At 73.1% G+C, this 13,427-nt stretch carries 12 protein-coding genes; 2 read left to right on the top strand and 10 right to left on the bottom strand.

Annotated features, from left to right (window positions below):
- Positions 1-6: 6 nt before the first annotated feature.
- From MED01_RS25780 to deoC, 10 genes are all read right to left on the bottom strand, one after another.
- On the bottom strand, positions 7-681 hold the full coding sequence (locus MED01_RS25780) for a permease prefix domain 1-containing protein (protein WP_238671135.1): 675 nt from the start codon (positions 679-681) through the stop codon (positions 7-9).
- A 68-nt stretch (positions 682-749) separates the two neighbouring features.
- Positions 750-2,540: a thiol reductant ABC exporter subunit CydC gene (gene cydC / locus MED01_RS25775; protein WP_238671134.1), complete on the bottom strand. Its 1,791-nt coding sequence runs from the start codon at positions 2,538-2,540 to the stop codon at positions 750-752.
- Positions 2,537-4,213 carry a thiol reductant ABC exporter subunit CydD gene (gene cydD / locus MED01_RS25770; RefSeq protein ID WP_238671133.1) on the bottom strand — a complete coding sequence of 559 codons (1,677 nt, stop codon included), beginning with the start codon at positions 4,211-4,213 and terminating at the stop codon, positions 2,537-2,539. Before cydD ends, cydC begins: the two co-directional genes overlap by 4 nt.
- The gene (locus MED01_RS25765; protein ID WP_238671132.1) at positions 4,210-5,217 is read right to left on the bottom strand and encodes a cytochrome d ubiquinol oxidase subunit II; all 1,008 of its coding nucleotides are present in this window, start codon (positions 5,215-5,217) and stop codon (positions 4,210-4,212) included. The genes cydD and MED01_RS25765 overlap by 4 nt, the downstream gene beginning before the upstream one ends.
- A gap of 10 nt (positions 5,218-5,227) precedes the next feature.
- Positions 5,228-6,481, bottom strand: coding sequence for a cytochrome ubiquinol oxidase subunit I (locus MED01_RS25760; RefSeq protein WP_238671131.1), 1,254 nt, complete (start codon positions 6,479-6,481; stop codon positions 5,228-5,230).
- Positions 6,482-6,915: 434 nt separating this feature from the next.
- The gene (locus MED01_RS25755; RefSeq protein ID WP_238671130.1) at positions 6,916-7,821 is read right to left on the bottom strand and encodes a M56 family metallopeptidase; all 906 of its coding nucleotides are present in this window, start codon (positions 7,819-7,821) and stop codon (positions 6,916-6,918) included.
- A 10-nt stretch (positions 7,822-7,831) separates the two neighbouring features.
- Positions 7,832-8,305 (bottom strand): BlaI/MecI/CopY family transcriptional regulator, encoded by a 474-nt coding sequence (locus MED01_RS25750; RefSeq protein ID WP_238671129.1) that lies wholly within the window; start codon positions 8,303-8,305, stop codon positions 7,832-7,834.
- A 322-nt stretch (positions 8,306-8,627) separates the two neighbouring features.
- Positions 8,628-9,452: an aldehyde dehydrogenase family protein gene (locus MED01_RS25745; RefSeq protein ID WP_238671128.1), complete on the bottom strand. Its 825-nt coding sequence runs from the start codon at positions 9,450-9,452 to the stop codon at positions 8,628-8,630.
- On the bottom strand, positions 9,445-10,875 hold the full coding sequence (locus tag MED01_RS25740; RefSeq protein WP_238671127.1) for an aldehyde dehydrogenase family protein: 1,431 nt from the start codon (positions 10,873-10,875) through the stop codon (positions 9,445-9,447). The genes MED01_RS25745 and MED01_RS25740 overlap by 8 nt, the downstream gene beginning before the upstream one ends.
- Before the next feature lie 6 nt (positions 10,876-10,881).
- The gene (gene deoC, locus MED01_RS25735; RefSeq protein ID WP_238671126.1) at positions 10,882-11,910 is read right to left on the bottom strand and encodes a deoxyribose-phosphate aldolase; all 1,029 of its coding nucleotides are present in this window, start codon (positions 11,908-11,910) and stop codon (positions 10,882-10,884) included.
- Between the two features lie 133 nt (positions 11,911-12,043).
- On the opposite strand from deoC, the gene upp reads away from it, so the two are divergent.
- Both upp and MED01_RS25725 read left to right on the top strand, forming a co-directional pair.
- Positions 12,044-12,676: a uracil phosphoribosyltransferase gene (gene upp / locus MED01_RS25730; RefSeq protein WP_091394488.1), complete on the top strand. Its 633-nt coding sequence runs from the start codon at positions 12,044-12,046 to the stop codon at positions 12,674-12,676.
- A gap of 72 nt (positions 12,677-12,748) precedes the next feature.
- Positions 12,749-13,426 (top strand): GOLPH3/VPS74 family protein, encoded by a 678-nt coding sequence (locus MED01_RS25725; protein ID WP_238671125.1) that lies wholly within the window; start codon positions 12,749-12,751, stop codon positions 13,424-13,426.
- The last annotated feature ends 1 nt before the right edge of the window (position 13,427 follow it).

The raw sequence follows: 13,427 nt of genomic DNA, 5'->3' as shown, positions 1-13,427 counted from the left end.
CGCCGATCAGCGGGTGGTGGCCAGCAGCCAGCCGCGCGCCGCGCGGGTGAGCGAGAAGTAGGCGCCGCCCACCAACACGGCACCGATGATCATCGGGGGCCAGTGCAGCGCGGCGTCCCAGAGGTTCAGCGACCAGGTGAAGAGGGCGCCGCCGGCCACTATGCCGAGGACCAGCAGGCCGGTCAGACCGGTGCCCACCGCACGCTGGGCCAGAGCCAGGCCCGGCCGGGGCGAACGGGCGCTGGCCCGGACCACCAGCAGACCGACCACGGCGAGCAGCAGCGTGCTCATCCAGATCCAGTCGACCGAGTTGGAGAGCAGCAGGTAACCGGCCGGCGGACGGGGGCCGTCGCTCCAGCTCGCCCCGCGCCAGGTCAGATCACCGGCGACGACCCCGACCCCGGCGATCGCCAGCATCCGCAGGGAGAGCCCACGCAAAGCGCCCACCGCCAGCTCGGCCTGCCAGGACGGGAGCACCTGCGCCGGTGAGCCGAACTCGACCACCGCCCGGCGCTGCGCCTCGGTGGGTGGCACCCCGCTCTCGCGATACGCCTCGACGGCGTCCAGCAACCCGTGCCGGGCCTCGGTCAGCAGGTCGGACTTGAGTCGTGCCGGCCCCTGCAACCGAGCTGCCAGCTCCCGCAGGTGCTCGTCGACCATCACGTCCTCACCGCGCCGCATGGCACCACAGTGCCACGGACTCCGGCCGGTCGACGTCCGGGAGAACCCTGGTCCGCCCCCGAGGCGGATCAGGGGGCGAGCGCCAGGTAACCCCGTTCGGCAGCGGCCTGGAGCAGCCATTGGTCCCGGTACCAGCCCGGGGCCGCTACCAACTCGGCGTGCCGACCGCGCTGGATCACCCGGCCGCCGTCCAGGACCACTATCTCGTCCAGCTCGGCCAACCCGCTGAGCCGGTGGCTGATCAGCAGCACCGAGTGCCCGGCGGGGGTGGCGGCCAGGGCGGACGCGAGCACCGCGTCCGCGGCGACCGGGTCTAGACCTTCGGTGGGCTCGTCGAGCACCAGCACCGGCGGCGCGGCGAGCAGGGCCCGGGCGAGCGCCAGCCGCTGCCGCTGCCCGCCGGAGAGCTGCCCGCCCTCCTCGCCGACCAGCGTGTCCCAGCCCGCCGGCTGAGCGCGGACCCAGTCCAGCAGGCCGGCGGCGGCGGTGGCCGCGGTCAGCTCCTCCTCGCCCGCTCCGGCCCGCCCGAGCAGCAGGTTCTCCCGCACCGTCGCATGGAACACGTACGCCTCGGCCAGCAGCCCGCCGACAGCACGCGGCAGCGCTTCCTCGGCGTACGCCGAGAGGTCGTCACCGTCCAGGGTGACCCGGCCGGACGCGGGCCGGACGGTGCCGGTCAGCACGGCGGCCAGTGTGCTCTTGCCGGCGCCGCTCGGGCCGACGACGGCGATCCGGCGTCCCGCCGGTAGGTCCAGGCTGACCCCGTCCAGGGCGGGCGCCGCACCGGCCCGGTATCGCACTGTCACGTCGACGAAGCGCAGCTCGTGCGGGCCGGTCAGGTCCGTTGGACCGGTCGCCGGCGGCGCGGTCGGCGGGTCGGCGTCGAGCAGGTCGGCCACCCGGGTCAGGCCGGGCCGAAGCTGCGTCCACTGCCGGGCCGCCGCGACCAACGCCAGCGTCACCTCGACGGCGGCCAGTGTGCCGACGGCCAGGACGCCCACCAGCACCCCCGACACGTCGGCGGCGAGCGCGACCAGCACCACCGCTGCGGCGGTCACGCCGGCGGCCAGCACGCCGGCCGCGTCCACTGCGAATCCGGTGGCGGCCAGCCGACGTTCCAGCCGGGCCAGCCGGTGGGCGCGCTGCTCGGCGGCGCGCAGCGTGACGTCGGTCGCCCCGAACGCGGCCAGGTCGGCCGCGCCGTGGGTGAGGTCGATCGCGTCGGTGGCCAGCGCGCCCCGCAGGGGGGCCACCTCGGCCGCGCTGCGGCGGGTGACCGCGGTGGCCAACGCGGGCAGCGCCACCCCGGCGACCAGCAGCCCGACGGCGAGCGTCCCGGCGGCCGGTGGTGAGATCAGCGCCGCCACGGCGACCGCGGACACACCGACCACCGCCGCCGCCGAAGCGGGCACCAGCACCCGCAGCAGCAGGTCCTGGACGGCCTCCACGTCGGAGACCAGTCGGCTCAGCACGTCCCCCGAGCGGTGCGCCGTGCCACGGCGGGCCGCCAGTGTGGCGAAGACCCGGGCCCGGACGTCGGTGATCATGCGGAGCACCGCGTCGTGCCCGGCGAGCCGTTCGGTGTAGCGGAACACGCCCCGGCTGATCGCCAGCGCCCGGACCGCGACGATCGCCACGGTGAGGCGGTCCAGTGGAGGCTGACCGGCGGCGCTCATCAGCAGCCAGGTGGCGGTGGCCATCAGGGCCAGGCCGGCGAACTCGGTGGCGGCTGCCAGCAGCCCGGCTCCGACCAGGCGGCCCAGGTACGGCCGGGCCAGTCGCAGCACGGCCCGCTCGGCGGCGGCCCGCCCGGCCGGTGCCGCGTCGGCCACCACCGCCGGCCCGTGTTCGGCGGTCATCGGGCGGCCTTCCCGGTCGGTTCGGGCGTCAACTCGGTGACCCGACCGTCCTCGATGCGCAGGATCCGGTCGGCGTCGGCCAGCAACGCCGGTCGGTGCGCGACCAGCAGCGCCGTCCGCCCGGCGACCAGTCGACGGGTGGCGTCGAGCACCACCGCCTCGGCTGCCGTGTCGAGTCGGGCGGTGGGTTCGTCGAGCAGCACCACCGGGGCGGAGCGCAGGAACGCCCGGGCCAGTGCGACCCGCTGCCGCTGCCCACTGGACAGCCCGTGACCGCGCTCACCGAGCACTGTGTCCAGGCCGTCGGGCAGGCCGGCCACCACGTCGTCCAGGGCGGCGTCGTGCACCGCGGCGGTGAGTACGTCGTCCGGGGTGTCCGGCGCGCCGAGGCGGATGTTGTCGGCCAGCGAGGCGGCGAAGAGGTGGGCCCGCTGCGGCACCCAGGCGAGCTGCCGGCGCCAGGCGTCCGGGTCGGCGGTGGCGAGGTCGACCCCGTCTACGGTGATCCGCCCGCTGGTCGGTGCCACGAAACCCAGCAGCAGGCCGAGCAGCGTGCTCTTGCCGGCGCCACTGGGCCCGATGATGGCTATCCGCTCACCGGGCCTGATGGTCAGTGTCACGTCGCGCAGCGCGGTGGTCCGCTCGTACGCCACTGTGACCCCCTCGAACCGGATCACGGCCCGCGCGTCCGGGACGGAGGCGCCCTCGGCGGCCCGGGGCGCTGTGGGTGCGGCGGAGACTGTCAACGCCTCGTCCAGCGCGGCCAGCCCCTCCATGCTGGCGTGGAAGCGGCTGCCGGCGGCCCGCAACGGCAGGTACGCCTCCGGGGTCAGCAGCAGCACCAGCAGCGCGGTCTGCAGGGCCAGCCCACCGCCGAGCAGGCGGATGCCGACCGGCACCGCCACCAGCGCCACCGAGAGGGTGGCGACGAGTTCGAGGACCAGCGCGGAGAGGAACGCGATCCGCAGCGTCTTCATTGTGGCGACGCGGTGACCGTCGGCCATCCGGCGTACCACGTCGGTCTGCGCCCGGGCCCGTCCGAACGCGCGCAGCGTGGGCAGCCCGGCGACCATGTCCAGGAAGTGCCCGCCGAGCAGCGCGAGCCGCCGCCACTGCCGCTCGGTGGCGGCCTGCGCCTGCCAGCCGAGCAACGCACCGAAGACCGGGATCAGCGGCAGGGTCAGGGCGATGATCACCGCCGAACTCCAGTCGGCGAAGACGACCCGCGCCAGCACCGCGAGGGGCACCGTCACGCTGAGCACCAGTTGCGGCAGGTACCCGGTGAAGTACGCGTCCAGCGCGTCCAACCCACGCCCGGCCAGGGTGGCGATCTCACCGGCCCGCTGCCCGGCCACCCACCCGGGCCCGTGCCGGCCCACAGCGCCGAGCAGGTCGGCCCGCAGCGTGGCCTTGACCGTGGCGGCGACCCGCGCCGAGACCGTGCCCTGCGCCCAGACCAGTGCAGAGCGGGCGGCGACAGCTACCACGAAGCCGGCCAGCGCCTGTCGATCCAGCCGACCGTCGATCGCGGTGGCCAGCAGCGACGCGAGCGCTGTGGCCTGCGCGACGATCAACCCGGCGGCCAGCACCCCCAGGAGCGCGAGCACGGCAAGATCGCCCCGGGCCGCAGGGACCCGGCGCAGCAGACGCCTGTCGAACGGACGGCGGCTCACCAGTACACCGGTGCCCTACCGTCGGTCCGTCCTCGGAAAACCCACCAGCACATCGCCTGGAAGCCTAGTAGGGCCGGAAGTAGCGGCAGCGCCACCCAGCCCAGCAGCCGCAGTGTCGGCGCGCTGGCGGCGGCGTCGGCCACCCGCAGCGAGGCGTCCGGGTCGGTCGTGGACACCAGCACGTAGGGCCAGAGCGCGGCTCCGACCAGCAGCACCGGCAGCGCCAGGGCCGCGCCGGTGGCGACCAGAGCCCACCCGGGCCGCCGCCGGGCGAGCGCCGCGCGGGCCGCCAGCAGCGCCGCCACGAGCAGCACCGGCAGGAGTACGGCCACCGCCGGACGCTGCACCGCGTCGCGTACCCGGGCGGAGAGCAGGCCCACGACGGTGGTCAGGGCGACCGCGGTGAGCGCCACCGGCACCAGCCGGCGGGCGGTCCGGCCGACCACGGCGGCGGCCTCGGCGGGCAGGCGCAGGGTGAGGAAGGTCGCCCCGTGCACCGCGACCAGGGCGACCATGGCCAGCCCGGCGGCAGCCGCGAACGGGGTGGCCAGGTGCGTCACCCCGGCGACGTGCCCGTCGGCCTGGAGGGGCACACCCTGCAACAGCGCGGCGAGCAGCACACCCCACCCCAGCGCGGCGAGGGCGCTGCCGATCACCACGACGCGGTCCCAGCGGGCCCGGATCCGCTCCTCGTCGGGTCGGCTGCGCAGTTGCACCCCGACGGTGACCAGGATGACGCCGACCAGGGCACCGGCGACGGCCGGATAGCAGCCGGCGAGCAACTCGCCCTCCAGGAGGGGGAACGCGCCGAAGAGGATGCCCATGGCGGCCACCAGCCAGACCTCGTTGCCGAGGAAGAACGGGCCGAGCGCGGTGAGCGCCTCCCGCCGCCCCGCCGGACCGACGCCGCGGGCGAGCAGCAGCCCGACGCCGTAGTCGTAGCCGGCGAGCACGAGGTAGCTGGCGAAGAAGAGGCCGAGCGCTGCGTACCAGGCGAGGTCCACTGTCTACTCCTCAGAGGAGGGCGGGTTCGGGGTGGGCCGGCTCGCTGGACGGTGCCGGTGGGCGGCCGAGCGCCGGGTCGGCCGCGCCGCGCCTGGCGTGCCGGGCGAGCAGCACCCAGTTGGTGACGGCGAGAGTGCCCAGCAGCAGGCTGAACCCGATCAGCGAGGCGAGCATCAGCGGTGCGCTGACCGGGGAGACGGCCTGCTCGGTGGGGAGCAGCCCGTACGCCACCCAGGGTTGACGGCCGACCTCCCGGGAGATCCAGCCGAGGATCACCGCGATGAACGGCAGCGGCAGGGCGAGCAGGATCAACCAGAGCGGGAAGCGCAGTCGGATGACCCAGTCCCGGAAGAGCAGGGGCAGCAGGAGCCAGACGCAGCCGAGGGTGAAACCGATCAGGATCATGAAGCCCAGCCCGACGCTGGCCAGCACCGGCGGGGTGTAGTCGCCGGGGCCGAACCGGGTGGTCCACTCGGCGATCAGCGCCTGGCTCTCCGGGCCGTTGCCGCCGAACTTGGTCGGCTGCACCGCGCCCACCGGGCCGAACTGGGCGAAACCGAAGCCCTGCACCATCGTGATGGCCAGTGCCGCGGTGACCAGGCCGATCCGCAGCGAGGTGCGAAAGAGCGCGAAGTCCGGGGTACGCCGGATCAGGTGCCCGGCGCTGACCGCAGCCATCAGCATCCCGCCGACCAGCAGCGCCGCCGAGACCACGTGCCCGAAGGCCATGCCGAGGCTGGGGTTGGTGAGCAGCGCGCCGAAGTCGGTGAGGTGGGCGATTCCGTCGCGGACCTCGTAGCCGACGGGATTCTGGAGCCAGGAGTTGGCCACCATGATCCAGAACGCCGAGGCGTACGCGGTGATCGCCACGCCCCACAGCAGCGCGAGGTGGACGCCCTTTCCGAGCCGGTGCCAGCCGAAGATCCACATTCCGAGGAACGTGGACTCCAGGAAGAACGCCACAAGCGTCTCGATGGCCAGGGGTGCGCCGAAGACGTTGCCGACGTAGCGCGACAGGCCACTCCAGTTCAGCCCGAACTGGAACTCCATCACGATTCCGGTGGCGATGCCGAGCACGTAGTTGATCACGTAGAGCTGGCCCCAGTAGCGGGTCAGCCGCTCCCACTTCGGGTTGCCGGTGAGCACCCACGCGGTCTGCATGCCGACCAGCAGGGTGACCAGCCCGAGCGTGACGACCACGAACAGGAAGTGGATCGAGGTGGTGGTGGCGAACTGTAGGCGGGCGAGGAGCAGGGTGTCCATGACCAGCCCTCCATAGCGTTGGCTCCCTTGTCGTAGCCACCCTACACGTAGCATCGCTACATGTCCGCCTACTACGCCCTGTCGTAGGCAACGGTACTACGCCACGTAGTAGTAGAGCGAGATCGCGCTCGTTCCTGGATGTAGTGGTCTCGCGGCCCCGGAATGCCCCTCGATCCTGGATCGAGCGCGATCTTGCGAGGGGGTGCCGGGCGTGCGGGGGCGGGCGCGCAGCGCGGGGCGTGAGGGCGCGGTGCGGGGCGCGAGGGCGCGGTGCGGGGCGCGAGGGCGCGGTGCGGGGGCGCGTGGGGGCCCCAGGCCGCGGGGCAGCGCCCTCCACGCGGTGCGCGGTGCGGGGGCGCGGTGCGGGGCTCGGGCCGCAGGGCAGCGCCCTGCGCGCCGTTCTGCGGCGTGGGCTCAGCGCCGCCTTGGGGGCGTCAGCTCAGGAAGAGGGTGACCGGGAGGGCGACCAGGGTGGTGGCGACCGCGAGAGCGGTGGCACCGAGAACCCGGGGCGGCCGGTCGCTGACCAGCAGGCGCTGCACCCGTACATCGAGATCCCGGTCGCCCATGCCGAGCGCGCCGGCCGGGGTGATCCGGTGCCCGGCGGCGGCGAACCGGCGTAGCGCCGCCGCCAGCGGGGCGTCGGCGTGCAGCTCGCGGGCCTTGTCGTCGGCGCGCATCTCGACCAGCAGGGCGACCCGCTCGTGCGCGTCGCGCACCCAGCCGAACCACGGCAGCGCCCGGCACAGCGCTGTGAACGGCAGCAGCACCAGATCGTGCCGCTCGTGGGCGTGCGCACGCTCATGGCTGAGCACCGCGGCCAGCTCGGCCCGGTCCAACAGGCTCAGGGTGCCGGCGCTGACCACCACCTGCGGCTTCACACCCGGCAGGCAGTACGCGGCGGCGCTCGGATGATCCAAGACCAGCGCGCCCGGCGCGGCCGGGTCGTTCCGGGCGACCAGGGACAGCAGGTCCCGGTGGCGACGCTGGGCGCGTACGGTGCCGTGGATGCTGCGCACCGTTGTCGTGACCAGCACCGCCCCGATGCCGAAGCCCACGCCGACGCCGGCCAGGTGGAACGTGCCCACCCCGATCGGCAGGGTGCCGTGGGCGAGGTCGTTGGCCAGGGCGAGCAGTGCGCTACCGGTCGGCCTGTCGTACGCGCTCAACCCGAGCGCCATCGGCAGGCCCATCGCCGAGAGGCCCAACGCCAGCCCGACAGCCTGCCAGCAGATGATCGCCACCCGGGGGCTGCGCCACGTCCAGGTGGAGCGGGCCAACACCTGGGCGGTCAGATAGCAGGCCAGCATCGTGGCGGCGAAGTGCACGGCGTAGGCCATGGCGCGTGCCCTACCGCTCCGCTGCCTCGTCGGCGGGTCGTCTGCCCGCCGGCCCGTCCACCCGGTCGGTCAGGGCGTCGGCCCCGCCCGTGTCGCCGCCGGTGGAGCCCGGCCCGGTCAGGCCGGCCTCGCTGCCGAGGGCTGCTCGCAGCACCTCGGCCTCGGTGCCGGTCACCGAGCGGGCGAAGCGCACCAGCGCGGCGTCCCGGCTGCCACCCAGGTCGAGGGCGTCGAGCATGAGTTGAGCGATGTGCGCCTCGCGGCTGGCCGCCGGACGGTACCGCCAGGCCCGCCCCTCCCGCTCGCGTTGCACCATGCCCTTGCCGGCGAGCCGGTCCAGCACCGTCATCACAGTGGTGTACGCCAGCTCACGGCCATCGAGCGCGTCGGCCACCTCGCGCACGGTCACCCCGTCCGACGTGCCGGGAACCACGTCCCACAGCACGTCCATCACCGCACGCTCAAGATCGCCCAACCGAGTCACACCGCAATCCTACCCCCGGTAGTAGACCCCCGACCGACCCGACCAGGTCGCTGCCCCGGCCAAGATCCCCCACAAACAACGATGTAGTGGCCTCCAGCCACCAGGAAGCCACTACATCAAGGAAACTGCGCGATCTTGAAGCCGGAGCGGCACGGGGAGGGGCAGCAGACTGGCAACCCAACCCAAGGCAGCGCCCGTGAGCTGACCCGACCGACGAACCCGGCCCACGTCAGGTTTTCCGGGGGAGCCCGCCCACGCAGGGATCAAGCCTGACCGCCCGGAGTGGGCGGGCTCCCCCGGAAAACCAAAGGCCGGGACCGAATCACACCCCCTTGGGGTGCCACACCGTCTTCGTCTCCAACAGCGCGGTCATCGGCGCCACCCCCGGGTCGGCGGTCCAGTCGTGGTCGGCCGGGGCCGGCCGGAGCACCCGCTTGAGGTTCTCCGCCGCCTTGACCTCCAGGTCGGTGGCGAGCGCGGCGTCGGTGACCCCGGTCAGGTCGATCGCGTTGACGTCCATGTGCGCGGCCAACGTCGGCGCGGTCTCGGTGATCGCGCCGGTGAGGATGTTGACCACACCGCCGGGCAGGTCGGAGGTGGCCAGCACCTCGGCCAGCGTCACCGCCGCCAGCGGCTCGGTCGCCGACGCCGCCACCACCACCGTGTTGCCGGTGACGATCGCAGGTGCGATCACGCTGACCAGGCCGAGCAGCGCCGGGCGCTCCGGGGCGACAACAGCGACCACACCGGTCGGCTCGGGCGCGGAGATGTTGAAGTACGGGCCGGCGACCGGGTTGGCGCCGCCGTACACCTGGGCCAGTTTGTCGGCCCAGCCGGCGTACCAGACCCAGCGGTCGACGGCGGCGTCCACCTCGTCGCCGGGGATGCCCAGGGCGACGAACTGTTCGCGGCGGCCCTCCAGCATCTCGGCGGCCCGGTAGAGGATCTGACCCCGGTTGTACGCTGTCGCGCCGGCCCAGCCCTTGACGGCGGCGCGGGCGGCGACCACCGCGTCCCGGGCGTCCTTGCGGGAGGCCAGTGACACATTCGAGGACTGCACGAGATACGACCGTCCCGACTCGCTGCGCGGGAACTTCCCGCCGATGAAGAGCTTGTACGTCTTGCGTACCGCGACCCGCTCAGACATTGAGGTAGCCCTCCAGCCCGTGCCGGCCGCCCTCGCGACCGTAGCCCGACTCCTTGTAACCACCGAACGGCGAGGTGGGGTCGAACTTGTTGAACGTGTTGGCCCAGACCACGCCGGCGCGCAGCCGGTCGGCCATCCACAGGATCCGGGAACCCTTGTCGGTCCAGATCCCGGCCGACAGCCCGTACGGCGTGTTGTTGGCCTTCTCCACGGCCTCGGCCGGGGTGCGGAAGGTCAGCACCGACAGCACCGGGCCGAAGATCTCCTCGCGGGCGATCCGGTGGGCCTGGGTGACGCCGGTGAAGATGGTCGGCGCGAACCAGAAGCCCCGGTCGGGCAGGTCACACGGCGGTGACCAGCGCTCGGCGCCCTCGGCGGAGCCGGCGTCGGAGAGCTCGCGGATCCGCTCCAGCTGGGCGGCCGAGTTGATCGCGCCGACGTCGGTGTTCTTGTCCAGCGGGTCGCCGACCCGCAGCTGGGCCATTCGTCGCTTCAGCGACTCCAGCACCCGGTCGGCCACGTTCTCCTGGACCAGCAGTCGGGAGCCGGCGCAGCAGACGTGCCCCTGGTTGAAGAAGATGCCGTTGACGATTCCCTCGACGGCCTGGTCGATGGGTGCGTCGTCGAAGACGATGTTGGCGGCCTTGCCGCCCAGCTCCAGCGTGAGCTTCTTGCTGGTGCCGGCGACGGACCGGGCGATGGCCCGGCCCACGTCGGTGGAGCCGGTGAAGGCGACCTTGTCCACGCCGGGGTGCTCGACCAGCGCACGGCCGGTGTCGCCGGCGCCGGTGAGGATGTTGACCACACCGGCCGGCAACTCGGCCTGCTGGCAGATCTCGGCGAAGAGCAGCGCGGTCAGCGGGGTGGTCTCGGCGGGCTTCAGCACCACGGTGTTGCCCGCGGCGAGTGCCGGGGCGATCTTCCAGGCCAGCATGAGCAGCGGGAAGTTCCACGGGATGACCTGCGCTGCCACGCCGATCGGCCGCGGGTTGGCACCGAAACCGGCGTGCGGAAGCTTGTCGGCCCAGCCCGCGTAGTAAAAGAAGTGCGCGGCGACCAGCGGCAGGTCGACGTCCCGGGACTCGCGGATCGGCTTGCCGTTGTCGAGGGACTCCAGGACGGCCAGCTCACGGGAGCGTTCCTGGATGAGCCGGGCGATGCGGTACAGGTACTTCGCCCGGTCGCGGCCCGGCATCGGGCCCCAGACCTTGTCGTACGCCTTGCGGGCCGCGCGTACCGCGCGTTCCACGTCCTGGGCGCCGGCTTCGGCGACCTCGGCCAGCACCTCCTCGGAGGCGGGGTTGATCGACTTGAAGCTGCCACCGTCGGTCGGGTCGACGAACTTACCGTCGATGAACAGCCCGTACGAGGGTTTGAGGTCCACCACCGAGCGGGACTCGGGGGCGGGGGCGTATTCGAACATCGGCTATCAGTCCAGGGTGAAGTAGTCGGGACCGGAGTAGGTGCCGGTCGTCAGCTTGGTGCGCTGCATCAGCAGGTCGTTGAGCAGGCTGGACGCGCCGAAGCGGAACCAGTCCGGGTCGAGCCAGTCCGGGCCGACGGTCTCGTTGACCATCACCAGGTACTTGATCGCGTCCTTGGTGGTCTTGATGCCACCGGCGGGCTTCACGCCCACCTGCCGCCCGGTCGCTTCGCGGAAGTCGCGGACCGCTTCCAGCATCACCAGGCTCACCGGCATCGTCGCCGCGATCGGGACCTTGCCGGTGGAGGTCTTGATGAAGTCGCCACCGGCCAGCATGGCCAGCCAGGAGGCTCGCCGCACGTTGTCGTAGGTGGCCAGCTCGCCGGTCTCCAGGATCACCTTGAGGTGGGCATCCCCGGAGGCTTCCTTGGTGGCCACGATCTCGTCGTAGACCTCCTTGTACCGCCCGGCCAGGAACGCACCTCGGTTGATCACCATGTCGATCTCGTCGGCGCCGGCCGCGACGGCGGCCCGGGTGTCGGCCAGCTTGATCTCCAAGGGCGCCTGCCCCGACGGGAACGCTGTCGCCACGCTGGCCAGGTGCACAATGCCAAGTCCGGCCGGCGCGGCGCCGTGCGGCTGTCCCGGCCCGCCGGGTGGCCGCCCGGACCCGGCACCGGATCCGCGCAGCACCTCCGCCACGTAGGGGACCATCGCCGGGTAGACGCAGACCGCGCCGACGTGCGGGCAGGACGGGTCGGCCGGGTCCGGACGCAGGGCCTTCGCGGCGAGCGCGCGCACCTTGCCCGGGGTGTCCGCCCCCTCCAGGGTGGTCAGGTCGACCATCCGGATCGCCAGGTCGATCGCCTGGGCCTTGGCGGTGGTCTTGATGGAGCGGGTGCCGAGCTGTGCCGCCCGCTGCTCCGCGCCGACCTGGTCCACGCCGGGCAGGCCGTGCAGGAAGGTCCGCAGAGCGGTCTCGGATCGTCCCAGCTCGGAGAGCTCCGACCGGGCCGACGTCGTTGTCGCCGTCATGCCGAGAAGTCTACGCACGAGACCACCGAGTGATCTTGCTCACGACCGCCCGATGACGTGCTGACGTGAGCGGCGTCCCTGGTCCGACCGCACCCGCACCGCGCCACGGTACGGACCGGTAGGTTGAGCGATCGTGGACGTACACGTCATTGACCACCCGCTGGCCCAGTCCAGGTTGACTGCCATGCGGGACGCGCGCACCGATTCCTCGACGTTCCGGGCGGCGCTGCACGAACTGACCACCATGCTGGTGTACGAGGCGGCGCGCACCTTCCCCGTCGAGCGGTACCCGGTGCAGACGCCGGTCACCGGCACCGAGGGCACCCGGCTGGCCAACCCGCCGCTGCTGGTCCCGGTGCTGCGCGCCGGACTGGGCATGGCGGACGCCGCGCTGGGCCTGCTGCCCGAGTCGTCGATGGGTTTCGTGGGCCTGGCCCGCGACGAGGTGACCTACGAGCCCCGCGCGTACATGGAGTCGCTGCCCCGCGATCTGGCCGGGCTGCCGGTGCTGGTGCTCGACCCGATGCTGGCCACCGGTGGCTCGCTGGAGCACTCCTGTCGGCTGCTGGCCGACCGGGGCTGCACCGACATCACGGTGCTCTGTGTGCTCGCCGCCCCTGTCGGCATCGAGCGGCTGGAGCGCTCCGGCCTGCCGTTGCGCCTGGTCACGGCCTCGATCGACGAGGGGCTCAACGACAGCATGTTCATTGTCCCCGGCCTCGGCGACGCCGGCGACCGCCAGTTCGGCGGCATGCCCCGCTTCTGAGCTGATACCCGGTCGGTGCCGGGTCCGGCGGGTCCGTGCGCGCGGTGCGCGGACCCGCTACCGTCTCCGGCCATGACTGGTGTTGCGCTCGCCGAGGAGTTGCTGCTCCTCGCCTACGACGACACGACCGGCAAGGCGACCATGCCACGAATCAGCCTGGACCTGGGCATGGCCGCCGCGGTGCTGGTCGAGCTGGCTCTGGCCGGCCGGATCGCGTACGCCGACGGGTCCCTGGCGGTGATCGACCCGACGCCGATCGGCGAGCCGTTCAGCGACGATGTCCTCAGCCGGATCGCCGCCGACACCCCGCACACCCCGGCGTCCTGGGTGCAGCGTCTGCGGCACGGCCTGCGCGACCGGATCCTCGCCGACCTGTGTCGGCAGGGCGTCGTCCGGGACGTCGACGAGACCGAGCTGGGCTTCATCCACGTGCACCGTTACCCGGTCGTGGACACCTCCGTCGAGGCGGAGACCCGGCAGCGGCTGGCCGAGGCGCTGACCGGCGCGGCAGCCCCGGACGAGCGGACCGCCGCGCTGGCCACCCTGGTGGTGGTGCTCCGGATGGAGTCCGCGCTCGGGGTGAGCGGCGAGGCCGCCGCCGACGCCCGCCGCCGGCTGACGGAGATCGCCACCGGCGCCGGGTTCTCCGGCGAGGTGAGCACCGACGACTCGGTGGTCCGTCCGTCGGTCGGCCTGGTCGTCGCCGCCCTGGCCAGGGCCGTCGACCAGGCTCTCGGCCCGCGCCGCTGAC

This window comes from Micromonospora alfalfae (assembly GCF_022230925.1).
Lineage (GTDB): Bacteria > Actinomycetota > Actinomycetes > Mycobacteriales > Micromonosporaceae > Micromonospora > Micromonospora alfalfae.
The sequence above is the reverse complement of the archived record's forward strand: the minus strand, read 5'-3'. Positions and strand labels throughout refer to the sequence as shown.